This window comes from Streptomyces sp. NBC_01508 (assembly GCF_045040315.1).
GTDB lineage: Bacteria > Actinomycetota > Actinomycetes > Streptomycetales > Streptomycetaceae > Streptomyces.
The window spans coordinates 6,588,959-6,613,377 of record NZ_CP109419.1 but is presented as its reverse complement, the minus strand read 5'-3'; the positions used below and the strand labels follow the sequence as shown (position 1 = coordinate 6,613,377).

18 protein-coding genes, 1 tRNA gene and 1 pseudogene are annotated in these 24,419 nt (G+C 68.9%); 11 read left to right on the top strand and 9 right to left on the bottom strand.

The window, feature by feature from the left end:
• The first annotated feature begins 98 nt into the window (after positions 1 to 98).
• The 7 genes from OG700_RS30565 (at position 99) to OG700_RS30535 (ending at position 7,467) form a co-directional block, all read left to right on the top strand.
• Entirely contained in the window at positions 99 to 590 is a 492-nt protein-coding gene (locus OG700_RS30565; RefSeq protein ID WP_405619185.1) for a hotdog fold thioesterase, read from the top strand.
• Between the two features lie 308 nt (positions 591 to 898).
• On the top strand, positions 899 to 1,495 hold the full coding sequence (locus OG700_RS30560; protein ID WP_405619183.1) for a Tat pathway signal sequence domain protein: 597 nt from the start codon (positions 899 to 901) through the stop codon (positions 1,493 to 1,495).
• Positions 1,496 to 1,764: 269 nt separating this feature from the next.
• Positions 1,765 to 3,009, top strand: a complete 1,245-nt coding sequence (locus tag OG700_RS30555) for a branched-chain amino acid ABC transporter substrate-binding protein (RefSeq protein ID WP_405619181.1) — start codon at positions 1,765 to 1,767, stop codon at positions 3,007 to 3,009.
• A gap of 105 nt (positions 3,010 to 3,114) precedes the next feature.
• Positions 3,115 to 4,044, top strand: a complete 930-nt coding sequence (locus tag OG700_RS30550; RefSeq protein ID WP_405619179.1) for a branched-chain amino acid ABC transporter permease — start codon at positions 3,115 to 3,117, stop codon at positions 4,042 to 4,044.
• Positions 4,045 to 4,049: 5 nt separating this feature from the next.
• Positions 4,050 to 5,846 (top strand): branched-chain amino acid ABC transporter permease, encoded by a 1,797-nt coding sequence (locus OG700_RS30545; RefSeq protein WP_405619177.1) that lies wholly within the window; start codon positions 4,050 to 4,052, stop codon positions 5,844 to 5,846.
• 5 nt (positions 5,847 to 5,851) lie between these two features.
• Positions 5,852 to 6,754, top strand: a complete 903-nt coding sequence (locus OG700_RS30540; protein WP_405619175.1) for an ABC transporter ATP-binding protein — start codon at positions 5,852 to 5,854, stop codon at positions 6,752 to 6,754.
• Positions 6,751 to 7,467 (top strand): ABC transporter ATP-binding protein, encoded by a 717-nt coding sequence (locus OG700_RS30535; RefSeq protein WP_405619173.1) that lies wholly within the window; start codon positions 6,751 to 6,753, stop codon positions 7,465 to 7,467. The genes OG700_RS30540 and OG700_RS30535 overlap by 4 nt, the downstream gene beginning before the upstream one ends.
• Before the next feature lie 93 nt (positions 7,468 to 7,560).
• Here OG700_RS30535 and OG700_RS30530 read toward each other — a convergent pair whose 3' ends face one another.
• Positions 7,561 to 8,214, bottom strand: coding sequence for an ANTAR domain-containing response regulator (locus tag OG700_RS30530; protein WP_405619171.1), 654 nt, complete (start codon positions 8,212 to 8,214; stop codon positions 7,561 to 7,563).
• A gap of 95 nt (positions 8,215 to 8,309) precedes the next feature.
• Between OG700_RS30530 and OG700_RS30525 the strand changes: the two genes are divergently transcribed.
• Positions 8,310 to 8,392, top strand: a tRNA-Leu gene (locus tag OG700_RS30525).
• 125 nt (positions 8,393 to 8,517) lie between these two features.
• Positions 8,518 to 9,090: pseudogene (locus OG700_RS30520) on the top strand (helix-turn-helix domain-containing protein).
• Positions 9,091 to 9,108: 18 nt separating this feature from the next.
• On the opposite strand, the gene pyk reads toward OG700_RS30520, so the two are convergent.
• Both pyk and OG700_RS30510 read right to left on the bottom strand, forming a co-directional pair.
• A complete protein-coding gene (pyk, locus tag OG700_RS30515; protein ID WP_405619169.1) occupies positions 9,109 to 10,542 on the bottom strand; it encodes a pyruvate kinase in 1,434 nt (477 codons plus the stop codon).
• 146 nt (positions 10,543 to 10,688) lie between these two features.
• Positions 10,689 to 11,396 (bottom strand): SIMPL domain-containing protein, encoded by a 708-nt coding sequence (locus tag OG700_RS30510; protein ID WP_405619167.1) that lies wholly within the window; start codon positions 11,394 to 11,396, stop codon positions 10,689 to 10,691.
• 219 nt (positions 11,397 to 11,615) lie between these two features.
• Here OG700_RS30510 and OG700_RS30505 point away from each other — a divergent pair, with 219 nt between their 5' ends.
• Positions 11,616 to 13,433 carry a bifunctional metallophosphatase/5'-nucleotidase gene (locus OG700_RS30505; RefSeq protein WP_405619165.1) on the top strand — a complete coding sequence of 606 codons (1,818 nt, stop codon included), beginning with the start codon at positions 11,616 to 11,618 and terminating at the stop codon, positions 13,431 to 13,433.
• A 77-nt stretch (positions 13,434 to 13,510) separates the two neighbouring features.
• On the opposite strand, the gene OG700_RS30500 is transcribed toward OG700_RS30505, so the two are convergent.
• From OG700_RS30500 to OG700_RS30475, 6 genes are all read right to left on the bottom strand, one after another.
• Positions 13,511 to 14,923 (bottom strand): lysine N(6)-hydroxylase/L-ornithine N(5)-oxygenase family protein, encoded by a 1,413-nt coding sequence (locus OG700_RS30500; protein ID WP_405619163.1) that lies wholly within the window; start codon positions 14,921 to 14,923, stop codon positions 13,511 to 13,513.
• Positions 14,924 to 15,098: 175 nt separating this feature from the next.
• Positions 15,099 to 17,312 (bottom strand): hypothetical protein, encoded by a 2,214-nt coding sequence (locus tag OG700_RS30495; protein WP_405619161.1) that lies wholly within the window; start codon positions 17,310 to 17,312, stop codon positions 15,099 to 15,101.
• Between the two features lie 188 nt (positions 17,313 to 17,500).
• Positions 17,501 to 18,235, bottom strand: a complete 735-nt coding sequence (locus OG700_RS30490) for a DUF3800 domain-containing protein (protein ID WP_405619159.1) — start codon at positions 18,233 to 18,235, stop codon at positions 17,501 to 17,503.
• 296 nt (positions 18,236 to 18,531) lie between these two features.
• Positions 18,532 to 21,039, bottom strand: a complete 2,508-nt coding sequence (gene pepN / locus OG700_RS30485; protein ID WP_405619157.1) for an aminopeptidase N — start codon at positions 21,037 to 21,039, stop codon at positions 18,532 to 18,534.
• Positions 21,040 to 21,157: 118 nt separating this feature from the next.
• Positions 21,158 to 21,520, bottom strand: a complete 363-nt coding sequence (locus OG700_RS30480; protein ID WP_405619155.1) for a chorismate mutase — start codon at positions 21,518 to 21,520, stop codon at positions 21,158 to 21,160.
• Between the two features lie 88 nt (positions 21,521 to 21,608).
• On the bottom strand, positions 21,609 to 22,496 hold the full coding sequence (locus tag OG700_RS30475) for a helix-turn-helix domain-containing protein (RefSeq protein ID WP_405619153.1): 888 nt from the start codon (positions 22,494 to 22,496) through the stop codon (positions 21,609 to 21,611).
• A 125-nt stretch (positions 22,497 to 22,621) separates the two neighbouring features.
• Here OG700_RS30475 and OG700_RS30470 point away from each other — a divergent pair, with 125 nt between their 5' ends.
• Positions 22,622 to 24,400 carry a glycoside hydrolase family 35 protein gene (locus tag OG700_RS30470; RefSeq protein WP_405619151.1) on the top strand — a complete coding sequence of 593 codons (1,779 nt, stop codon included), beginning with the start codon at positions 22,622 to 22,624 and terminating at the stop codon, positions 24,398 to 24,400.
• Positions 24,401 to 24,419: the final 19 nt, after the last annotated feature.

The following is a 24,419-nucleotide window of genomic DNA, read 5'->3' as shown; positions in this document are numbered from 1 at the left end:
TCAGCCGTCTGATAGGACGGTGCGGACCAGCACGCGCGCAGCGGCGCGCGGGGACGCGAACACGTACCGCACCACAGAGCCGATCGGAGCCCGACCCCATGGGTGAGCAGCCAGCAGCGAACGAGCAGTCAGCGACGACGTTCCCGCAGGAGATCATCGACGAGTACGCGCCGTACGACGTCGACCTCACGTCGTTCTTCTCCGCCGGGGAGCTCGGCGCCCGCATGGGCCTGGTGGTCACCGAGGCGTCCGCCGACCGCGTCGTCGCCACCATGCCCGTGGAGGGCAACACCCAGCCCTACGGGCTGCTGCACGGTGGCGCGTCGGCCGTACTCGCCGAGACCCTCGGCTCCATCGGCGCGATGCTGCACGGCGGGCGCAACAAGATCGCCGTGGGCGTGGACCTCAACTGCACCCATCACCGCGCCGTACGGAGCGGGGTGGTGACCGGCGTCGCCACCCCGGTGCACCGCGGCCGGTCCACCGCGGCGTACGAGATCGTCATCACCGACGAGCAGGAGAAGCGGGTGTGCACGGCCCGGCTGACCTGTCTGCTCCAGGGCGGCGACGGCACCTCGTTCATGAAGTGAACGGCACCTCGTCCATGAAGCGACATGAGGGCTGAGAGGCCAACCTCAAGGGGAGCTCAAGCGGGCCGGGCGGGTCACCGAACGGGCTCCTCCCGGCCCGCGGTGACCAACAGGTGAGACGCGGGACGGCCGTTCGGCGGCCGCGAAACACGGCGGTAACCAAGCCCCGCCGAGACCACCGCGGGCGCCACGGCCGCCCGCCGGACCCGGCGCGGGAGAGCCGGGTGAATCCCCCCGGTGGTGACGTTATGTAACGCCTTGCGGTGCGATCCATTGTCGTGGCGCCCGATGCGCATTAGCTTCGGCACATGAGCGGTATCGGCCCCGTCGAACCGGGCGAGGACACCTGTCACCATCCTCGGGCCCCGCTCACCGCGGCGACGCCGGTCCGCGCCCGCCTCACCGTGCCCCCGCGCCACCGCCGCAAGGCCGCACTGGCCGCCGCCGCGACCCTCACCACGGGCGTGTGCGTGTACGCCCTCACCGCCCCGGCGCCGCCGCCCCCGCCACCACCGCCCTGGCCGTCGCAGGTGGTCGGCTTCACCTACCTGGGAGCCGCGCCCGAGGCCGACCGCGCGGGCGCGTTCACCTTCGACGTCAGCATCTCGACCGAGCCCGGCCGGCGGGTGACTATCGACGCCATCACCCAGCCGTCGGCGGCACTGGCCGTGTCGACACAGCCCTCCGCGCCGTTCACCGTGCCCCCCGGCGGGTCCCGCGAGGTGCTGGTCACCGTCTACGTGCTCGACTGCGGAGAAGTGCCACGGAACGCAGGACTCCCCTTCCTCGATGTCACCCTGCGTAACGAACGGGCCGTCCAGAAACAGAGCCGAATCCTCGGCGGTGGCTACCCGGAAGACCTCGCCACGGCCATCGGAAAAACATGCGACCGTCCCGCTCCGTAATCGACCGACTACCAGTACGGTCCTGCTGGTTCTCAGTATGTGGACTGCCGAACGGTCCCAAATCGCACGCCATTCCCCTCCCTGCCGGGCTTCATCACGCTTGCGTCATAACAAGAACGTCACATCATGGGCCGCACCTCTGCACCACCCCCACCAGCGCGCTTAGAGTCACGGCCAGTCACCGCGCCGCCGGATTACCTTCAGTTCGGTTCCAGCGCTCGACCCGGCTTCCCAATCAGGGACAGCCGTGCCAGGGGAAAGGACTGATCGTGCGTCACCGTTCCTTGTTCATAGTCACCACTGCGGTCACTGTAGGAGCCCTCACGCTTTCCGCATGCGGCTCCCGCGACGACAGCAGCGAAGGAGGAGGCGGCGGCGGCGGAAAGACGACCGTCGTCATCGGCCTCGACGCGCCGCTGACCGGCGACCTCTCCGCGCTCGGCCAGGGCATCAAGAACTCCGCCGACCTCGCCGTCAAGACGGCCAACAAGAACAACGAAGTCGAAGGCGTCACCTTCAAGCTGGAGTCCCTGGACGACGTCGCCCAAGCCGCGACCGGCCAGCAGAACGCCACCAAGCTCGTCGGCAACCAGGACGTCATGGGCGTGGTCGGCCCCCTCAACTCCGACGTCGGCCAGGCCATGCAGAAGGTCTTCGCCAACGACAACCTGGTCCAGGTTTCGCCCGCCAACACCAACCCCGAGATGACTCAGGGCAAGGACTGGCAGACCGGCAAGAAGGTCCGCGGCTTCGACACGTACTTCCGTACGGCCACCACGGACGCCATCCAGGGCCCGTACGCCGCGCAGTTCATGTTCAACGACAAGAAGCTCAAGAAGGTCTATGTCATCGATGACAAGAAGACCTACGGAGCCGGTCTCGCCGCCACCTTCACCACCGAGTTCAAGAAGCTCGGCGGCAAGATCGTAGGCACCGACCACATCAACCCGGACGACAAGGACTTCTCGTCCGTGGCGAGCAAGGTCGCCCAGACCGACGCCGAATTCGTCTACTACGGCGGCGAGTACCCGGCCGGCGCCCCGCTGGCCAGCCAGATCAAGAACGCCGGCGCGAAGATCCCCACCGTCGGTGGCGACGCCCTCTTCAGCGCCGAGTACATCAAGCTGGGCAAGAAGAACTCCGAAGGCGACTTCGCCAGCTCCGTGGGCGCGCCCCTGGAGACCCTGGAGACCGCCAAGAAGTTCATCGCGGACTACTCGGCCGGCGGCTACGACGGCGCCTTCGAGGCCTACGGCGGCTACTCCTACGACTCCACCTGGGCCATCATCCAGGCGGTCAAGGCCGTCGTCGAGAAGAACGACGGCAAGCTGCCCGGCGACGTCAAGGACGCGCGCAAGCAGATCACCGCGGCCATGCAGGACGTCAAGTTCGACGGAGTCACCGGCACCGTCGGCTTCGACGAGTACGGCGACACCGTGAACAAGCAGCTCTCCCTCTACGAGGTGAAGGCCGGCAAGCACACCCCCGTCAAGACGGGCGTGTTCGAGGGCTGACCGGGCCTACCGGCCCACCCTCCATATAAGGACCTACCACCGCGCGGGGGCGCCACAGCGCCCCCCCGCGGCCGTATCTGACCCCACTCATTCGGAGGCCCCGCGGTGAACGATCTGCCGCAGCAACTTGCCAACGGCCTGCTACTCGGCGCGCTGTACGGACTCATCGCGATCGGTTACACGATGGTCTATGGCATAGTCCAGCTCATCAATTTCGCCCATGGCGAGATATTCATGATCGGCGGCTTCGGTGCGCTGACCGTATTCCTCTGGCTGCCCAGCGGTACCAGCCTGCTCCTCGCACTGCCCCTCATGATCCTCATGGCGATGGCCTGCTCCGTGCTCGTCGCCGTAGGAGCCGAACGCTTCGCCTACCGGCCCCTGCGCAACGCCCCCAGGCTCGCACCACTGATCACCGCGATCGGCCTCTCCATCGCACTCCAGCAAGCCATCTGGGCCTTCTACCCGGACGCCACGAAGTCCCGCCCCTTCCCCGAATTCGAAGGCGGCAGGCTCGACTTCGGAGCATTCGCCATCAGCCGCGGCGACCTCTTCCTGCTCATCGCCGCCCCCCTGTGCATGATCACGCTCGGCGTGTTCGTCTCCAAGACCCGCACCGGGCGCGCCATGCAGGCCACGTCGCAGGACCCCGACACGGCCAAGCTGATGGGCATCAACACCGACCGCATCATCGTCACCGCGTTCGCCATCGGAGCCGCCTTCGCCGCCATCGCGGCGGTCGCCCACGGCCTCAAGTACGGCGAAGTCAACTTCAAGATGGGCTTCATCGCCGGACTGAAGGCCTTCACCGCCGCGGTCCTCGGCGGTATCGGCAACATCTACGGCGCCATGATCGGCGGCCTGGTCCTCGGCCTCTCCGAATCCATGGCCACCGCCTACATCGAGAACATCCCCGGCATGTCCCAGCTCGGCGGCGGCGCCTGGAAGGACGTGTGGGCGTTCGTCCTCCTCATCCTCGTCCTGCTGCTGAGGCCACAAGGTCTACTCGGCGCACGCGTCACGGATCGGGCGTGATACCGATGACCACCACCACACCGAAACAGACCCCCGTGGCCCCCACCGACCAGCAGACCCCCGCGGTCATCGGCCTGCCGCCCGCGGCGGCCCGCCTCGGCGTCGTCATCGGCGCCGTCGCCACCTTCGCGAGCACCTTCCTCGCCTGGACCTGGACCGCCGAATTCCCGGGCGACCTCACCGTCACCGGCTACCCCGGCGGCCTCCAACTGCTCACCCTCACCGGTGCGCTGCTGACCTTCGTCTTCGTCATCACGGGCTACGGCGTACGCGGCCTCGGCTGGCTCTCCCCCGGTGGCAAGAACGGCCCCGTCCTCCTCTTCGCCCTCGGCACCTTCGCCACCACCTGGTACACGGTCATCGCGATCGCCGTGAACCTCGGCGGGCTCGCCAACCTCGAACCGGGCGGCTACGTCGCCGCCGGCGCCTCGCTCATCGCCCTCGTCGCCGCCCTCGGGCTCCCCAGCGACGTCCCCGGCGACCACGACAGCCCCAACGCCTGGCAGCGATTCGTCCAGTCGTTCAAGGCCCCCACGCCCAAGGAAGCCGAACCGCTCCCCGGCTGGGCCGAAATCCTCATCATCGCCGCCGCCTTCGGGCTCGGCCTCTTCGTCTTCACCTACGGCATCGACACCGAGGCCGCCGAACTCTTCATCGGCTACATCCTCCTCGTCGGCTTCGGCGCCACCGCCATCTCCCGCGCCGGCCTCAACCGCCGCCTCGCGGGCCTCACCTCCAAGCACAAGAACGTCACCGTGACCGCGGCCTTCGTCTCCGCGTTCGCCTTCCCGTTCACCCAGAGCAACGACGCATACGCCTCCATCGGTACGAACATCCTGATCTTCGCCACCGTCGCACTCGGACTCAACGTCGTCGTCGGCCTCGCCGGGCTGCTCGACCTCGGATACGTCGCCTTCCTCGGCGTCGGCGCCTACACGGCCGCCCTCGTCTCCGGATCGCCGTCATCCACCATCGGCATCCAACTCCCCTTCTGGGCCGCCGTCCTGTGCGGCGCCGGCGCCTCGCTGATCTTCGGCGTCGTCATCGGCGCACCGACCCTGCGACTGCACGGCGACTACCTCGCCATCGTCACCCTCGGCTTCGGCGAGATCTTCCGCATCACCATGCAGAACCTCGACGGGTCGTCGGGCCCGGACGTCACCAACGGCTCCAACGGCATCCCCAACATCCCCGACCTCGACCTCTTCGGATTCAACCTCGGGGAACCACATACGATCCTGGGCGTCGAACTCGGCAGATTCTCCAACTACTACCTGCTGATGCTGCTGTTCACCATCATCGTGGTGACCGTCTTCCGCCGCTCCGACCAGTCGCGCATCGGCCGCGCCTGGGTCGCCATCCGCGAGGACGAGACCGCGGCCAGGGCCATGGGCATCAACGCCTTCCGGCTCAAGCTGCTCGCCTTCGCACTCGGCGCCACCCTCGCCGGCATGGCCGGCACCGTACAGGCACACGTGACCTTCACCGTCACCCCCGCCCAGTACAAATTCGTCGAAGCCGTCCCGCCGAACTCGGCGTTCCTGCTCGCCGCAGTCATCCTCGGCGGCATGGGCACGGTCAGCGGACCCCTCATCGGCGCCTCGCTGCTCTACCTCATCCCGGCGAAGCTCCAGTTCATGTCCGACTACCAGCTGCTGCTCTTCGGCATCGCGCTGGTCCTGCTCATGCGATTCCGCCCCGAAGGCCTCATCGCCGACCGCAGGAAGCAGCTCGAATTCCACGAAACCGGGCAACTGGACGCCCCCAAGGGCGATATCGGCCTCAGTAAGACGGGGGTGTGACCCGAATGACCACCGACATCGAACCCACCGGCGGCGGATCCCCCAAGGCCGCCACCGCCACCGGCACACCCGTGCTCCAAGCCACCGGCGTCACCAAGAAGTTCGGCGGACTCACCGCCGTACAGAACGTCGACCTCCAGGTCAACTCCGGCGAGATCGTCGGCCTCATCGGCCCCAACGGCGCGGGCAAGACCACCTTCTTCAACTGCCTCACCGGTCTGTACGTCCCCACCGACGGTGTCGTCAGCTACAAAGGCACCGTCCTGCCTCACCAGTCCCACCTCGTCACCAAGGCCGGCGTCGCCCGCACCTTCCAGAACATCCGGCTCTTCGCCAACATGACCGTCCTGGAGAACGTCCTCGTCGGACGCCACACCAGGACCAAGGAAGGCCTCTGGTCCGCACTCCTGCGCGGACCCGGCTTCAAGAAGGCGGAACGGGAATCCGAGGCCCGCGCCATGGAACTCCTGGAGTTCACCGGCCTCGCCGCCAAGCGCGACCATCTCGCCCGCAACCTCCCCTACGGGGAGCAGCGGAAGCTGGAGATCGCCCGCGCCCTCGCCAGCGACCCGGGCCTGCTCCTGCTGGACGAGCCCACCGCGGGCATGAACCCGCAGGAGACCCGCACCACCCAGGACCTGGTCTTCGCCATCCGCGACCAGGGCATCGCCGTACTCGTCATCGAGCACGACATGCGCTTCATCTTCAACCTGTGCGACCGCGTCGCCGTCCTCGTCCAGGGCGAGAAGCTGGTCGAAGGCACCGCCGAGGTCGTCCAGGCCGACGAGCGGGTCGTCGCCGCCTACCTCGGCACCCCCTACGAGGGCGCCCCCGGCGCCGAGGAAGTCTCCGAGGTGGAGGCCGCGGAGGCACACAGCACGGCAGGCACCGAAGGAGACACCAAGTGACCGCACTACTGGAGGTGGAGGACCTCAAGGTCGCCTACGGCAAGATCGAAGCCGTCAAGGGCATCTCCTTCAGCGTCGAAGCCGGTCAGATCGTCACCCTCATCGGCACCAACGGCGCCGGCAAGACGACGACACTGCGCACCCTGTCCGGGCTGCTCAAGCCCTCCGGGGGCCGGATCATCTTCGACGGCAAACCGCTGCACGGCATCGGCGCGCACAAGATCGTCGCGATGGGCCTGGCGCACTCCCCCGAGGGCCGCCGGATCTTCCCGCGGCTCACGATCGCGGAGAACCTCAAGCTCGGTGCCTTCCTCCGGAAGGACACGGCCGGCATCGAGAAGGACATCAAGCGCGCCTACGAGCTGTTCCCGATCCTCGGCGAACGCAGCAAGCAGGCGGCGGGCACCCTCTCCGGCGGCGAGCAGCAGATGCTCGCCATGGGCCGGGCGCTGATGTCACAGCCCAAGCTGCTCATGCTGGACGAGCCGTCCATGGGACTCTCGCCGATCATGATGCAGAAGATCATGGCGACCATCGCCGAACTCAAGTCGCAGGGCACGACGATCCTCCTCGTCGAGCAGAACGCCCAGGCGGCGCTGTCACTGGCCGACCAGGGCCATGTGATGGAGGTCGGCAAGATCGCGCTCTCGGGCACCGGGCAGGACCTGCTCGTCGACGAGTCGGTACGCAAGGCGTACCTGGGCGAGGACTGAGTCCACACGCACGCGTACATACGTGTCGAACGAGAGAAGGCCCGCGCCCCCAGGGGGTGCGGGCCTTCTCTCGCTCTCGCTGTACCGCTGCTTCTACTGCCCCTTCGCGGCCTTCTTCTCCTCGTCGTCCTCGATGACGGCCTCGGCGACCTGCTGCATCGACAGCCGCCGGTCCATGGACGTCTTCTGGATCCACCGGAAGGCGGCGGGCTCGGTGAGGCCGTACTGCGTCTGAAGGATCGACTTCGCGCGGTCCACGAGCTTCCGCGTCTCCAGCCGGGTCGTCAGGTCGGCGACCTCCCGCTCAAGGGCCTTCAGCTCGGTGAAGCGCGAGACGGCCATCTCGATGGCCGGCACGACGTCGCTCTTGCTGAAGGGCTTCACGAGATACGCCATGGCACCGGCGTCCCGGGCGCGCTCCACGAGATCGCGCTGGGAGAACGCGGTGAGCATCAGGACGGGCGCGATCGACTCCTGCGCGATCTTCTCGGCGGCGGAGATGCCGTCGAGGACGGGCATCTTCACATCGAGGATCACGAGATCGGGCTTGTGCTCGCGGGCCAGCTCGACGGCACGCTCACCGTCACCGGCCTCGCCCACGACGGAGTAGCCCTCTTCTTCGAGCATCTCCTTGAGATCGAGACGGATGAGCGCCTCGTCCTCGGCGATGACGACTCGCGTCGTCAGGGGCGGGACATGCGACTTGTCGTCGTCGGCGACGGGCTGGGGCGACTCGGGGGCGGTCACTGAGGCTCCTCGTAACTGGCAGATACTGCTGGGCACGAGAGTACCTAGATGAAGCGGCAAGTGGTGACCCGGTACACTCCCCGGGTAGCAACCTCGCCGGGTTGATGGAAGGGCAGACATGATCGCCTCAAAAGCGATTGCCTGAAAGGGCGTGCGGGTTCGAATCCCGCACCCGGCACAGGAAACTGGATGTTCACGTTCGCGTGAGCATCCACTTTTTGTCGCACGAAGCGATGCACCGTCGCGCACTGTAGTTCCAGGAACTTTCACGGTCTCGAAGTGCGACAGAAAGCGCTCACCCGACTGCGTCACGGCGTGAGCGACAGAGAAGTGGCGCGGCGCGGCGCTACGGCATACGCGTATCCGCCGGGGCTCTGTCTCGGTGACTGGCACATCAGCCAGCACGCAGAAATGCGTGTGCCCAGCCTCTCCATCACCTGCTCCGACAGCTGGCCCGGCCTGATGGACGAGTGCGAGAAGGCTATGCGCGGAGTTCCCCGACAACTCCGTCTGCCGGGTCCGCCGTTCCGGATGCGCCGGAAGCACGAGTGGCCTGTCGTGCTCGCCGACTGGCAGCAAGAGATCGTGGACAAGCGTCCCCGGGCACTGATATGCGGGCTCGTCCCCTCCGACGGCTGCCGCGACATGAACTGGACCACCCGCGTCGTCAACGGCGGCGAGACGAAGCGGTACGAGTATCCCCGCTACTGGTTCACCAACGTCTCCGACGACATCCGGCAGCTCTGCACGGACACCCTCGACTCGCTCGGCGTCGAGTGGAAGCACCGCACCCGGCACGGGAAGCCGTACAACATCTCCGTCGCCCACAAGGCGTCCGTCGCGCCGATGGACGCCCATGTCGGGCCGAAGTACTGAACTCCGGCCCGACACCCGCTACTTCGGGCTGTCGTCCTCGCCGATGTGGTGGACGCGGACCAGGTTCGTCGAGCCCGCGACTCCCGGTGGGGAGCCCGCCGTGATGACCACGACGTCGCCCTTGGCGCAGCGGCCGATCCGCAGGAGTTGTTCGTCGACCTGGTCGACCATCGCGTCCGTCGATTCCACGTGCGGGCCGAGGAACGCCTCGACCCCCCAGGTGAGGTTGAGCTGGGCCTGGGTCGCCGGGTCGGGGGTGAAGGCGAGGAGGGGGATCGGGGAGCGGTAGCGGGAGAGGCGTTTGACCGTATCGCCCGACTGTGTGAACGCGACCAGGAACTTCGCGCCGAGGAAGTCGCCCATCTCGGCGGCGGCGCGGGCGACCGCGCCGCCCTGGGTGCGGGGTTTGCTCAGTTCGGTGAGTGGGGGGAGGCCCTTGGCCAGGACGTCTTCTTCGGCCGCTTCGACGATGCGGCTCATCGTCCGGACCGTCTCGACGGGGTGTTTGCCGACGCTCGTCTCGCCGGAGAGCATCACCGCGTCGGTGCCGTCGATGACGGCGTTGGCGACGTCGGACGCTTCCGCGCGGGTGGGCCGGGAGTTGTCGATCATCGAGTCGAGCATCTGGGTGGCGACGATGACCGGCTTCGCGTTGCGCTTCGCGAGCTTGATCGCGCGCTTCTGCACGATGGGCACCTGCTCCAGCGGCATTTCGACGCCGAGGTCGCCGCGGGCGACCATGATGCCGTCGAACGCGGCGACGATGTCGTCTATGTTCTCCACGGCCTGTGGCTTCTCGACCTTGGCGATGACGGGGACGCGCCGGCCTTCCTCGTCCATGACGCGGTGGACGTCCTCGATGTCGCGTCCGCTGCGTACGAAGGACAGGGCGATGACGTCGGCGCCGATGCGCAGGGCCCAGCGGAGGTCATCGATGTCCTTCTCGGAGAGCGCGGGGACGGACACCGCGACGCCGGGGAGGTTGAGGCCCTTGTTGTCGGAGACCATGCCGCCTTCGACGACGGTGGTGCGGACGCGGGGTCCGTCGACCTCGGTGACCTCCAGGGTCACTTTGCCGTCGTCGACGAGGATGAGTTCGCCGGTGGTCACGTCGTCGGCGAGTCCTTCGTAGGTGGTGCCGCAGGTGTGGCGGTCGCCTTCGAGGTGTTCGACGGTGATGGTGAATTCGTCGCCGCGTTCGAGGAGTACGGGGCCTTCGCGGAAGCGTCCGAGGCGGATCTTCGGGCCTTGAAGGTCGGCGAGGATTCCGACGCTGCGGCCGGTTTCCTCGGCGGCTTTGCGTACGCGCTGGTAGCGCTCCTCGTGGTCGGCGTAGCTGCCGTGGCTGAGGTTGAAGCGGGCGACGTCCATTCCGGCCTCGACCAGTGCTTTGATCTGGTCGTACGAGTCGGTGGCGGGCCCCAGAGTACAGACGATTTTTGCTCGGCGCATGGTTCGAGACTAAACCTTACCGCTGGGTAGGTAATTGGTCTCACATGACTACTCAACAACCTTTGCGTGAAGGGTTGTTGACAACTGTTGAAGTGGGCGCACCAGCGCTCTGATGAGCATCATTCGGGAGTTGACGGCGGTCGGGCTCAGAGAGTCGGCGGTGTCATCGTGAAGCGCGCGTTCACCTGCGCGTACACGGTCTGGCGCTGCGGTTCGAGGTCCAGTGCGGGTGCCGCGGCGGCTGCCTCGGGGGCGCCGCCGAAACCGCTCGTCGCGTACGCGGGGGCACGCGTGGCGTAGGGCGCGGCGTTCTCCGCTCCGATGTCGGCGAGTTCGACGAGCGCGGCGAGGTTCGCGCCGAGCGCCCCGGCGTATTCGCGGGCGCGCTGGACGGCTTCGCGGACCGCTTGCCGGCGGGCCTCGCCGTGTGCGGGTGAGTCGGGGCGCAGGGTCCACCAGGGGCCGTCGACGGTGGTGAGTTCGAGGTCGGCGAGGCGGGTGGTGAGTTCGCCGAGTGCGGTGAAGTCGGTGAGTTCGGCGTTGATGTGGACACGGCCGTGGTAGGCGTGGACGCGTTCGCCTCGGCCGCGCCGGGTGAGTTCGGGGTTGATGGAGAAGGAGCCGGTCTCCAGCTTCTCGACGGCGTCCTGGTAGGACTTGATGAGGTTCAGGGCGTCGTTGTTGCGGCGGGTGAGGTCGTCGAGCGCGGTGCGCCGGTCCGTGCCGCGGGCGCTGACCGTGACGCCGATCCTGGCGATCTCCGGGTCGAACTCCAGGCGTGCCTCGCCGCGGACGGCGACCCTGGGGGTTTCGGGTGTGCCGTAGGGGGCGGAGGCGGGGGTGTCGGTGGTCACGGGTGGGGTCTCCCTGTGTACGGCGGCGAGTTGGGGGTGGTGGGCGTATGTGTCACTCTCCCATCCGGCCTCCCGTCCCGCTTCCCGTCCGGTCACGACATTCGGCGGTCATCGGATCGAAACCCGCCGGGGGTGTTCGATCCGGCGTTCCTGCGTCAGAATCTAGCCGCCTTATCTACGCGCGTTGTGCGTGTGGGTGACGAGATCGAGGGAGTAGCGATGCCGCTGAACCGAAGGACGTTCCTGGGCCGGTCGGCCGCCGCCGGAGCCGGTGTGGCGATCGCCGGGGGCGCGGCCGTCCCGGCGGGGGCGCGGGAGCGCGGCGAGGGCCCTGGGCAGGGCCATGGACGTCCGCCGAAGCGGTACTCGTTCACGGTGATGGGCACCACCGACCTGCACGGCAACGTCTTCAACTGGGACTACTTCACGGACAGGGAGTTCGACGACAAGGACCGCAACGATGTCGGTCTGGCGAAGATCTCCACGCTGGTGAACCGCATACGTAAGGAGAAGGGCCGGGGCAACACCCTGCTCATCGACGCGGGCGACACCATCCAGGGCACCCAGCTCTCGTACTACTACGCCAAGATCGACCCGATCACGGCGAAGCGTGGCCCGGTGCACCCGATGGCGCAGGCGATGAACGCGATCGGTTACGACGCGGCGGCGCTCGGCAACCACGAGTTCAACTACGGCATTCCAGTGCTGCGAAAGTTCGAGGAGCAGTGCCGTTTTCCGCTGCTCGGTGCCAACGCGCTGGACGCGAAGACGCTGCGGCCGGCGTTCCCGCCGTATGTGATGAAGCGGCTGCGCACGCCGCACGGGCGTGATGTGCGGGTGGCGGTGCTGGGGCTGACGAATCCGGGCATCGCGATCTGGGACAAGGCGAATGTCCAGGGGAAGATGACGTTCCCGGGTCTTGAGGAGCAGGCGGCGAAGTGGGTGCCCAAGCTGCGGTCGATGGGCGCCGATGTGGTGATCGTGTCCGCGCACTCGGGGTCGAGCGGCACGTCCTCCTACGGAGATCAGCTTCCGCACGTGGAGAACGCCGCGGGTCTGGTGGCCGAGCAGGTGCCGGGTATCGACGCGATCCTGGTGGGGCACGCGCACAGTGAGATCCCGGAGTACCGGGTGACCAACAAGGAGACCGGTAGGGACGTGGTGCTGTCCGAGCCGCTGAAGTGGGGGCAGCGGCTGACGCTGTTCGACTTCGACCTGGTGTGGGAGCGGGGCCGTTGGTCGGTCGAGAGGGTGGGCGCCAAGGTTCTGAACTCGAACACGGTGGACGAGGACCGGAAGATCACCGGACTGCTGGTGGAGGAGCACCGCAAGGTCGTGGCGTATGTCAACCAGGTGATCGGGACGTCGACGGCGGCGATGAACACGGCCGACGCGCCGTGGCGGGACGAGCCGCTGATCGACCTGATCAACCATGTGCAGACGCAGACCGTGAAGGCGGGTCTGGCGGGTGGTGAGTGGGCGGCGCTGCCGTTGCTGTCGCAGGCGTCGTGCTTCTCGCGTACGGCGGGGATCCCGGCGGGTGAGGTGACCATCAGGGACGCGGCGGGGTTGTATCCGTTCGAGAACACCCTGGAGGCGCGGCTGTTGACGGGTGCTCAGTTGAGGGACTATCTGGAGTTCTCGGCGAGGTACTACGTACGGACGGCGGCCGGAGCGCCGGTGGACACGTCGAAGCTGACGAACGCGGACAGCATCCCGGACTACAACTACGACGTGGTGTCGGGGCTGACGTACGAGATCGACATCGCCGCGGCGGCCGGTTCGCGGATCGTGAATCTGTCCTTCGAGGGGAAGCCGCTGGACCCGGCGGCGAAGTTCGTGCTGGCGGTGAACAACTACCGGGCGAGCGGCGGCGGGAACTTCCCGCATGTCGCGGGTGCCCAGCAGCTGTGGACCGATCCGGACGAGATCCGGAACACGATCATCACGTGGGTGCAGACGGAGAAGACCGTCGACCCTGCGCGGTTCGCCTCGGTGGACTGGAAGCTCACGCGCGACGGCACCCCGGTCTTCTGACTCGTCGCGCGATGACGCGCCGGTGCGGTGCCGTCCCCTCGGCACCGCGCCGGCGCAAACCCCATGCGGAAGGCGGTTCAGCGCACCTCTGAGAGCGGTACGAGTCCCCTGGGCACCGGCACCTGCCGGTGCCTTTCCTGTCCGTCGAGGCCGAAGCTGGTGAACGCGGTGCGCCGCGGCAGCGGGTAGGGCTCGGTGCCGGTCAGCGAGTTGAGGATCGTGGCGCTGCGCCAGGCGGCGAGGCCGAGGTCGGGGGTGCCGACGCCGTGCGTGTGGCGTTCGGCGTTCTGTACGTACACCGAGCCGGTGACCGAGGGGTCGAGGGCGAGGCGGTACGTGTCGTCGACGCGCGGGCGTTGGGACGCGTCGAGCCGCATGTACGGGTCGAGTCCGGCCAGCAGGCGGCCGAGCGGGCGTTCGCGGTAGCCGGTGGCGAGGACGACGGCGTCGGTGGTGAGGCGGGAGCGGCCGGACTGCTGGGCGTGTTCCAGGTGCAGTTCGATCCTGGTGGCGCCGACGCGTCCCGCCGTGCGGACGAGGACGCCGGGGGTCAGGACGGCGTCGGGCCAGCCGCCGTGGAGCGTGCGGCGGTACAGCTCGTCGTGGATGGCCGCGATGGTGGCGGCGTCGATGCCTTTGTGGAGCTGCCACTGGCGTGGGACGAGTTCGTCGCGGACGCGTTCGGGCAGGGCGTGGAAGTAGGCGGTGTAGTCGGGGGTGAACTGCTCCAGGCCGAGTTTGGAGTACTCCATGGGCGCGAAGGCCTCGGTGCGGGCGAGCCAGTGGAGTTTCTCGGCGCCGGCGGGGCGGGCGCGCAGCAGGTCGAGGAAGACCTCGGCGCCGGACTGTCCGGAGCCGACGACGGTGATGTGTTCGGCTTCGAGGATCCGCTCGCGCTGGTCGAGGTAGTCGGCGGAGTGGATCACGGGGACGGCGGGGGCCTCGGTGAGGAGGGTGAGCGGTTCGGGGATGTGGGGCTCGGTGCCGATGCCGAGTGCGACGTTGCGGGTGTAGGCGCGGCCGAGCGCCTCGACCTCGCCGTCCTGGTCGAGTTGGGTGAAGTCGACCTCGAACAGGGCGCGTTCGGCGTTCCAGCGGACGGCGTCGACCTGGTGGCCGAAGTGGAGTCCGGGGAGTTGTTCGCTGACCCAGCGGCAGTAGGCGTCGTACTCGGCGCGCCGGATGTGGAAGCGTTCGGCGAAGTAGAAGGGGTAGAGCCGTTCGCGCGCCCTGAGGTGGCTCAGGAAGGACCAGGGGCTCGCCGGGTCGACGAGGGTCACCAGGTCCGCCAGGAAGGGCACTTGGAGGGTGGCGTCGTCGAGGAGCAGGCCGGGGTGCCAGTGGAAGGCGGGGCGCTGTTCGTAGAAGGTGGTGTCGAGTCCTCCGTGGACGCCGTCGGCGAGCGCGGCGAGGGAGAGGTTGAACGGGCCGATGCCGATGCCGACCAGGTCGTGCGGCCGGTCGTGATCGTCTGCTGACAGGTCGGTCATGGGGGTCCTTCAGGGCGCGTGGGGCAGCTGCACCGGGGTGTCCGGGGTCGGCCGGGTGGTGCCCACGGTGCACAACGATCGGGACCCGGCGGGGGTATTGGGGTCGGGGCGTGCGCTGAAGGAGGAACCGGGCCGTGGTCCCCTGTGGGTCACAATTCCCGATTCGTCACTCGGGTCAGTCCGTGTCCTCGTCGTCCGTCTCTTCGTCCGTCCAGGTGCCGGGTGCCTGTCCAGGGACAACGATGCGGCCGGCGAGCGTGCGTACGCTCTCGATGAGCTTCTTCAGTTCGTCGTCCGACCCGAAGGGGTGCAGAGTGGTTGCCCGTGCTTCCGCCGTGTCGGCCAGATCGAGAAGGCGCTCGACGGCCTTCCGCGCGTCGTCCACGCCCTGCCGCACAGCGCGCCGCTCGGCGGCGAACCGCTCCCCCAGCGGCTTCTGCCCGCCGGCTGGGGGCAGTTGGTCGAGCTGCTCGGCCTCACGCGCCCGGTCCGGATCGGAGATGACGGCGACCTGCCAGGGCGTGAGCTGTTCCGCGGCCATGCCGCCGGCGTCCCTGCGGACCTTGTCGGTCGCCGCGAGGTCGACAGCCGGGATGCTGTACATGCGCGAGGTGTTGCGTCCGACCAACTGGGCCTCGGTGAAGGAGTTGAGGCATTCGCGGTCGGCGTCGAAATTCTGTGCCGCGAACGCCAGCACCCACAGCCCCTCCCGCGATTGTGCGAGTCCGGCGACGATCTGGTCCACGTTGGCGCGGAAGGGAACCGTTCTGCCCACCGCGGAGCCGACGTTGCGGGTCACCAGTTTGTCGGCGACAAGCGCTGCACCACCGGCTACGACAAGGGTCTGCCGGGCGTTGTTGTCGCCGGCCCACGCCCGCTCGGGAAGGAGGGCGAAGTCGGCGCACGGCACCGGAGTCCAGTCCCCCATGACGCCCTTGGTGAGCACTCCGCCGTTCGCCCAGGCGTTTCGCGCCTGCTTGAGTGAGCCGGCCTTGGCGCCCCGCCATGGCAGATCGATGATCGGCCCCAGGAGTTCGGCGTATGCCGCGTTCCTCATCCGGGCCACGCCCTTGATGTCCTTGGCGTGCCGCTTGACCTGTTCGAAGATGTCGGGCCTGGTCATGAAGTGGGTGAGCAGGACGGCGCGCCACAGTGGGGTGCCGGGAACGGCCTCGTCGCCGAAGACCCGCGGGACCTCTTCGGGCTTCCTGCGCCCGAGCGCGAGGCCGATGATCCCGTCGCGAAGGGTGTTCTCGGGCAGCCCCGGCAGCCGTACCCGGCTGATGGCGCGCGATCCGACCTCGACGTTCTGTGCGGCGGGTTCCCAGGCGCGGAATTCGACGTGTACGGAGGCGAGGATGGAGCGTACGGCGTCGTCGAAGACCTCCTGTTCGGACAGTCCGGCGGAGCCGTGCGGGCGGATGCCGACCGTGATCTGGGTGGGGACGACCAGTGTCTGTCCCAGGCGCACCGCCCTGTCGGACGGTGGGTCGGCGGACACCCCGCGGTGGAACTCGCCGTGCAGGGTGGAGAGCGCGTCCTGGCGGCCGATGGCCATGCGCTGGCCGAGTGGCTTCGCCGCGGCCCCGCGGCGCACGCTCTTGGTCTCCAGCAGAATGCCGAGCGCGGTGTCCGCGATGTCGTCGGCGTACGGCGACTCTCCTTCGGTGAGCAGGGCCCAGGCGCTGGTCAGCCGGGTGATGCCGTCGCGTACGACGAGGACGTCGACCGGCTCGGATCCGTCCAGGAATTCAAGCCGACAGGGATGCGCGATCACCGCGCGTGTGATCCTGCGGGCGAGGATCGACCGGTCGTACGGCTCCGGGTTGGCGCGGCGGGTCGCTTCGATGGTCTGCTTGAGGTGGGTCCGGAGGTGTTCGAGATGGCGGTAGCGGTACACGACGCGTGCGTAGGGCCGCCCTTGGCCGTCGGTGTCTCCGTGGACCTCCGGGTCTTTCTCGGGCAGTGATTCCTGGCCGGTCCGAGGCTGAAGGGCGGGGAAGAGTTCGCTGAGCCAGGCTCGTGTGTGCAGCGAGCGCAGGGTCGCGCCCTCGACGTGCTCTTCGATGAGTGCCGATGCCTGGCCCTTCTCCGACCGCAACTGTGCGGCGGCGGCCGCCGGGGTGACGATCGCTCGCGCCACCGCGTGCCATCCGTCCTCGTCCAGCGACGTGGCGTGCGAAGCGAGGCCCGCCTTCACCAGGAGGGCTCGGTCGCCGGCCGAGGAGAGTGCGGGCAATGTGCGCTCGAACCCCGAGACGGTGAACTCCTCGCCGCCGAGATAGCACGAGATCGTCTCCGGTCCGCTCGTCGCCCCATGGTCGGCGTCCTGCGTTGTCGTCCCCTCCGACGACATGACGGGCTCCTGGAATCCGTAGGAGATGCTCATACCTTTCCTTTCATTGAGTGGCGTGCTGATTCAACGACCAACGAAAGTCGCACTGGCTGGACGCCGGAGAGGCGGCTACACTCGGAGATGCGGTCCGGGCCGTGCGTCTGCACGCGCCAGGTCTGCTTTCACGGACCCCGGCCACTGGCCGGGGTCTCGTCATGGGGCGGGTCGTGTGCGTCTTCGCGTCAGCATGGTTCGGGTGGCGCGGCCTTCGGCAGATGCCTGGCGTACCAGCCCCACATGTAGCGCTTCGGTTCCAGCCGGGCGATGGCCTGGCATGCGGTGTAGGCGACCAGGTCCGCCATCTGAAGCCAGTCCGACGTGTGCGCGGGCACCTCGGCCGCCGGGAGCGGGATGCGAGCGGGGCGGATCTCCTGGTGAACGCGCTCGTACAGGTCCTCGGAACCGTCTCCGTCGACCACGAGCGCGGCACACTCACCCGTGAGACCGAGTTGCTGGTCAAGACGGCGCAGCAGCCGGGAGTAGGACGCCGCCTTCGCCTCGCGCCAGTTTCCCGCGCGGTCGCAGTAGGCGGTGGTGATCGAAAGACCCGGCTGGACACCCAGGACGTCCAAGGCTTCCTGCGCCATGCGGTAGCGCTCGATCTTGAGCGGATTGCCACCACCGGGACGCCCTCGGCCGCCCAGAAACTGACTGGCGTGCAGCTCGAAATCGGTGGGGACACCCTGTGTGGCGAGCCAGTCTTCGCGCAGCCGGTGCCAGGCCCGCTGAATCTGCGGGGCGTACCATACAGAAACGCCCAGCGCCGAATACAGGGCGAGGCCGGTTTTGGGGATGCCGGAATCGTCGATGTAATAGACGCGATCGACAGAGGAGTAGTGGTCGATGACTGGGCCCACCTTTTCGCGCGAACCGAACAGAACGTCATGCGGCTGCACCGCTGCGAACTGACCACTCACGGCCGACAAGAGGCCATGAGCACACGGATTCGTGCGATACGCGCTGCTTCCACTCGCTGAATCGCTGGCCGGTCTCTCGCTCGTCCGAACCTCCGAAGTGAGAAGTCACTTCTGAGAATCGCCAGCTCAAGGCTCCGGGTGGGAATCCGAACCGAAGTCGGACTCCTGGTCGCGCTCCACCGAAGGGCTCGTAACAATTCGAGGTTAGACCCTTGTCTTTTGGCCCGTCAACTTCACTTCAGCCGGGCGGAATCGTCCCACGAGACGGATAAGTCCCGTGGGACGGCGTTCACCCATTAGCTGCCACGTACACGCAACGCGCGGCGCAGGTCGTCGAGTTGGTCGGCGAGTTTGCGGCGCAGGGCGGGGAGGATGTCGGGGCCGGTCAGGCATTCCTCGCCCAGGCGCAGCGATTCCTTGTCCACGGCGTGCAGCGGGAAGGCGTGGCGGCCGGCGCATTCGGCGATGGCGGGGCCGCGGCGGGTGGCGAGTTCGACGGCGTCGGTGTAGTAGCGCGGAACGTACTTCCTGACGAGTTCGGTCTGTTCGGGCTGCCAGAAGCCTTGGGCGGTGGCGGTGAAGAGGTAGTTGGACAGGTCGTCGGTCAGGAACATCCGCTCCCAGGCGGCGGCTTTGGCGGCGGCGTCGGGGAGGGCGGCGCGGCAGCGGGCGGCGCCTTCCTGGCCGGTGGCGCTGGGGTCGCGGGTGAGTTCGTCGGTGATGGCGGCTTCGTCGGTGGCGCCGAGGACGGCGAGGCGGTAGAGGATGCGCCAGCGCAGTTCGGGGTCGAGTTCGGGACCGCCGGGGACGCTGCCGGAGCCCAGCCAGTCCTGGATGCCGTCGGGTTGGGTGGCGGCGGAGATGAAGTGGCGTACGGCGGTGAGGCGCAGGCCGGGTGCGTTGCCGTCCTCGGTGCGGCGGATGAGGGCGCGGCAGATGGCGGTGAGGCCGGCGAGGGCGGCGGGGCGGTCGTCGGGGCCGAGGTAGCGGTCGGTGATCTGGGTGGCGGCGAAGCCGAGGACGCCTTGGACGATGGCGAGGTCGGATTCGTGCGGGAGGTGGGTGCGGGCGGCGTTCAGGTAGGCGGTGGGGGCGAGTTCGCCGTCGCGGACCATGTCGCGGGCCGCGTTCCAGACGACGGTGCGGGTGAGTGGGTCGGGGATGCCGGAGAGGGCGTCGAGCGCGGTGGCCCAGGACCGCTCGTCGAGGCGGACCTTGGCGTAGCCGAGGTCGCCGTCGTTGAGGACGACGAGGTCGGGGCGGCGGCCGGGGCGGACGGTGGGGCCGTCCTGTTGCGGGATGTCGATCTCGAAGCGGTCGCGCGGGGTGAGGCGGCCGGGGTCGACGAGGTCGCGGTCGTAGGCGCCGACGGCGATGCGGTGCGGGCGGTCGCCGTCCTGGGCGACGTGGAGTGTCCAGCCGGTCTCGGAGCCGGTGCCGCTGCCGTTGGTGACGGTGGGGGTGAGGGTGTCGATGCCGGTCGTACGGAGCCACTGCCCGGCCCACCGGTGCACGTCGCGGTCGGTGGAGGCGGCGAGCGAGTCGATGAAGTCGGCGAGGGTGGCGTTGGAGAACTTGTGCTGGGCGAAGTGGGTGTTGATGCCGGCGAGGAAGTCCTTCTCGCCCAGCCAGGAGACGAGTTGGCGCAGCGCGGAGGCGCCCTTGGCGTAGGAGATGCCGTCGAAGTTGAGCATCGCGGACGCGGTGTCGGGCACGGCGTCGGTGTCGGGTGCTACGGGGTGCGTGGAGGGCCGCTGGTCGGCGTCGTAGCCCCAGGGCTTGCGGTCGATGCCGAAGGCGACCCAGGTGTCGGTGTGGCGGGTGGCCTCGGTGAGGGTCTGGTAGCCCATGTACTCGGCGAAGGACTCGTTGAGCCAGATGTCGTCCCACCAGGTGAGCGTGACGAGGTCGCCGAACCACATGTGGGCCATTTCGTGGGCGATGACCATGGCCCGGGTCTGCCGCTCGTTGTCGGTCACGGCGGAGCGGTAGACGAATTCGTCGCGGAAGGTGACGAGGCCCGGGTTCTCCATGGCGCCCGCGTTGAACTCCGGGACGAACGCCTGGTCGTAGGAGTCGAAGGGGTACGGCTCCTCGAACTTCTCGTGGTAGCGGTCGTAGCAGGCGCGGGTGATGGTGAAGATCTCGTCGGCGTCGATGTCGAGATGGGGTGCCAGGGAGCGGCGGCAGTGGATACCGAAGGGCAGGCCCGCGTGTTCGGTGCGTACGGAGTGCCAGGGGCCGGCGGCGACGGCCACGAGGTAGGTGGAGATGGGCGGGGTCGGCGCGATACTCCAGCGGCCGTCGCCCTCGTCGGTGGCGATGCCGTTGCCGAGGACGGTCCAGCCGTCGGGGGCGGTGACGGTGAGGGCGAAGACGGCCTTGAGGTCGGGCTGGTCGAAGACGGCGAAGACCCGTTGGGCGTCTTCGAGGAACAGCTGGGAGTAGACGTAGGTCTCGCCGTCGGCGGGGTCGGTGAAGCGGTGCATGCCCTCGCAGGTGCGGGAGTAGCGCATGGTGGCGTCGATGAGCAGTTCGTGCTCGCCCGCGGCGAGTGAGGGGAGCGCGAGCCGGTTCCCGGTGAGTCCGTCGGGGTCCAGGGGTTGTCCGTCGAGGGTGACGGAGCGCAGCAGGGCGGGCTTCAGCTCGACGAAGGTGTCGCCGGCCGCGCGGGCGGTGAAGTGGATGGCGGCACGGGATTCGAAGGTGTCGTCGCCGGTGGTCAGGTCGAGGGCGACCGTGTACCGGTGGACGTCGATGAGCTGGGCACGGGTCTGCGCTTCGTCGCGCGTCAGTACGGACATGGAGCCATGCTGCCCGATGGGCCGGGGGCCGCGCAGCAGGTGGGGGTTGCGCTGTCAGCGCACCGGGGCGGGTTGCGGGAGCACGGTCCGGGGGTGTGGGGGCGGGGGGGCGCCCGGTTCAGGCGCGGTCGGCTCCTTCGGTGCGGTCGGCTTCGGGGGTGCGCCCCGCGCCGTCCGCGAGCGTCTCGTGGTGGCGGATCACCTCGGCGATGACGAAATTCAGCAGTTTCTCGGCGAACGCGGGGTCGAGCCGGGCGCTCTCGGCGAGCTGGCGGAGCCGGGTGATCTGGCGGGCTTCGCGGGCCGGGTCGGCGGGCGGCAGGTGGTGTGCGGCTTTGAGGAGGCCGACTTGTTGGGTGCATTTGAACCGTTCGGCCAGCATATGGACGACTGCCGCGTCGATGTTGTCGATGCTGCCGCGGAGCCGGTCCAGTTCGGCTTGGACGGACCGGTCGATGCCGCCGTTGTCACTCGTGGTCATGGTGCGAAAGCTTAGGGCCTGGCCTGGCCAAGCCTGCGGCGGGCGGCGGGCGGCGGTCGGCGGTCGGCGGGCGGCGGTCGGCGGCGTCTCACGGAGAGGGCGTCGTGATCGTCGGGGGGTCGTCGGGGTCCGGGACGCGGTCGCTCCAGCCGCCGGGGACGGTGCGGCCCTGGCGTTCGCGGAAGCGGACGGGCGCGGTGCCCACGCGGCGTGTGAACAGCCGGGAGAAGTAGGCCGGGTCGTCGTAGCCGACGCGGCGCGCGACGGCGGCGACGGGCAGTTCGGTGGCGGCGAGGAGTTCCTTGGCGTGGCCGAGTCTGATGCCCAGCAGGTAGTCCTTGGGGCTGCATCCGGTGCCTCTGCGTACGGCGTTCCGCAGTTCGGCGGGGGTCATGCCGTGCCGTGCGGCGTGTTCGGCGACGGAGAGCGGCAGGAAGGCGTCGCGGGCGAGGGCCTTCAGGACGAGGTCGCCCTCGGCGTTGGTGTCGGCGCGGGCGCGGCGCAGTGCGACGAGCAGTTCGTGAACGCCGGCGCCGGTCTCGACCTCCAGGAAGGGGTTGCCGCGCCGCGCGGCGCGCACGATGCGGCCGACGGCGGCGCGGGCGCCGGCCGCGTCGGCGAGGGGGACGACGGGGCGGTCCGTCTCGATGTAGCCGAGTTCGGTGTATGTGTCGGTGGCGGGGCCGGTGAAGTCGACGAAGCTCTCGTCCCAGCCGGTCTCGGGGTCGGCGCCGTAGTGGTGGGGTACGCCGGGGATCAGCCAGAGCAGCGCGGGCGCGGTGACGGTGGTGCGGTGTCCTTCGGTGTCGTGGTACCAGCCGCCGCCCGCGCCGATGACGACGGCGACGTGGTGGTCGAGGACGCGGGGTCCGACGGTCGGCAGCCGGCCGTGCTGGAGGCCGACGCCGAGGCAGACGAGGCCGAGGCGGTGGTGCGCGGGGCTGGGGGTGAAGTACCGCATCCAGGTGTGGTACATCCGTTTCCGCGCCTCCCCTGCCGGTTTCGTCTGCGTCCATGCACCGCCGATCTTTGTCCATGGACCCGTCCCTGGCCAGGGGCCAGGCTGGGCCCGGCACATGATCCGATCGAAGGGCGGCGGCCGTGGCCGAGTTCACTGTAGGTGACAGGGATTTCCTGGTGGACGGTCGGCCGGTGCGGCTGCTGTCGGGGGCGCTGCACTACTTCCGGGTCCACGAGGAGCAGTGGCCGCACCGGCTGCGGATGTTGCGCGCGATGGGCCTGAACTGTGTGGAGACGTACGTCCCGTGGAATCTGCACGAGCCCGTGCCGGGCCGGTACGCGGACGTGGAGGCGCTGGGCCGGTTCCTGGACGCGGCCGGTGCGGCGGGGCTGTGGGCGATCGTGCGGCCGGGGCCGTACATCTGCGCGGAGTGGGACAACGGGGGGCTGCCGCACTGGCTGACGGCGGCGGTGGGTTCGCGCGTACGGACGGGTGATCCGGCGTATCTGGCGGCGGTGGAGCGGTGGTTGTGCCGTCTCCTGCCGCAGGTCGCCGCCCGCCAGATCGACCGCGGCGGCCCGGTGATCATGGTGCAGGTCGAGAACGAGTACGGGAGTTACGGCTCCGACCTTCCGTACCTCTCGACTCTGGCCGCGCTGCTGCGTACCTGCGGAATCGACGTGCCGCTGTTCACCTCCGACGGTCCGGAGGACCACATGCTGACCGGTGGCTCGGTGCCCGGTGTGCTGGCCACGGTGAACTTCGGTTCGGGAGCCCGCGCCGGTTTCGGGAAGCTGCGCGAGCACCGGGCCGACGGGCCGCTGATGTGCATGGAGTTCTGGTGCGGCTGGTTCGACCACTGGGGCGCGCCGCATGTGGTGCGTGATCCGGCCGACGCGGCGGACGCGCTGCGCGAGATCCTGGAGTGCGGGGCGTCGGTGAACATCTACATGGCGCACGGGGGCACGAACTTCGCGGGCCGGGCGGGCGCCAATCGCGCGGGCGCGCTGCACGAGGGTGCGCTGGAGCCGGACGTGACGTCGTACGACTACGACGCGCCGGTGGACGAGATGGGGCGGCCCACTGAGAAGTTCTGGCAGTTCCGTGAGGTGCTGGCGGGCTACCGGGAGGGGCCCCTGCCCGAGGTGCCGCCGGCGCCGCCCGTGCTGGGTGGCGGGCCGGTGCGCGCGGAGCTGGACGCGTGGGCGCCGCTGGACGAGGTGATCGACGCGCTGGGCGGAGCGGAGACACGGTCACCGATGCCGCCGTCGTTCGAGGAACTGGGCGTGGACCGGGGGCTGGTGCGCTACCGCGTGGAGGTGCCGGGTCCCCGGCAGCCGTATCGGCTCACGCTGTCCGGGCTGCGGGATCTGGCGGTCGTCCAGGTCGACGGGGTGCGGGCGGGGGTGCTGAGCGAGGAGGACCCGGTGCTGGCGGAGCCGGTGGCCGGGCCCGCGGTGGTCGAGGCGTGGGTGGAGTCCCTGGGGCGGGTCAACTACGGGCCGCGCACGGGTGAGCCGAAGGGGATCACGGGCGGATTTCTGCACGAGCGGCAGTATCTGCACGGTGTGACGGCGCGGGGGCTGCGGCTGGACGCCTTCGACGACGCGGCGGCGGTCGCCGCGCTGCCGTTCCGCGCCCCGTCCTGGCCGGGTGAGCCGGGTGAGCCGGGTGAGCCGGGCGCGCGGGGGCTGTACCGGGGGGCGTTCGATGTGGTGTCCCCCGGTGACGCCCGGCTGCGGCTGCCGGGCTGGACGCGCGGCTTCGTCTGGGTCAACGGGTTCTGCCTGGGCCGTTACTGGGCGGTGGGCCCGCAGGAGTCGCTGTACGTGCCGGGGCCTGTGCTGCGCGAGGGGCGCAACGAGGTGTGGGTGCTGGAGCTTCAGGGCGCGGGCGAGGAGCACGTACGGCTGGCGTGAGAACGGCGCCGGACGGGCC

Excerpts from the sequence above, each read along its gene's own strand:
- OG700_RS30560 (WP_405619183.1), top strand. The coding sequence starts at position 899 with ATGAGCGGTATCGGCCCCGTCGAACCGGGCGAGGACACCTGTCACCAT.
- OG700_RS30475 (WP_405619153.1), bottom strand. The coding sequence starts at position 22,496 with ATGTACCACACCTGGATGCGGTACTTCACCCCCAGCCCCGCGCACCAC.
- OG700_RS30500 (WP_405619163.1), bottom strand. The coding sequence starts at position 14,923 with ATGACCGACCTGTCAGCAGACGATCACGACCGGCCGCACGACCTGGTC.
- pyk (WP_405619169.1), bottom strand. The coding sequence starts at position 10,542 with ATGCGCCGAGCAAAAATCGTCTGTACTCTGGGGCCCGCCACCGACTCG.
- OG700_RS30505 (WP_405619165.1), top strand. The coding sequence starts at position 11,616 with ATGCCGCTGAACCGAAGGACGTTCCTGGGCCGGTCGGCCGCCGCCGGA.
- pepN (WP_405619157.1), bottom strand. The coding sequence starts at position 21,039 with ATGTCCGTACTGACGCGCGACGAAGCGCAGACCCGTGCCCAGCTCATC.
- OG700_RS30545 (WP_405619177.1), top strand. The coding sequence starts at position 4,050 with ATGACCACCACCACACCGAAACAGACCCCCGTGGCCCCCACCGACCAG.
- OG700_RS30565 (WP_405619185.1), top strand. The coding sequence starts at position 99 with ATGGGTGAGCAGCCAGCAGCGAACGAGCAGTCAGCGACGACGTTCCCG.
- OG700_RS30495 (WP_405619161.1), bottom strand. The coding sequence starts at position 17,312 with ATGAGCATCTCCTACGGATTCCAGGAGCCCGTCATGTCGTCGGAGGGG.
- OG700_RS30480 (WP_405619155.1), bottom strand. The coding sequence starts at position 21,520 with ATGACCACGAGTGACAACGGCGGCATCGACCGGTCCGTCCAAGCCGAA.
- OG700_RS30540 (WP_405619175.1), top strand. The coding sequence starts at position 5,852 with ATGACCACCGACATCGAACCCACCGGCGGCGGATCCCCCAAGGCCGCC.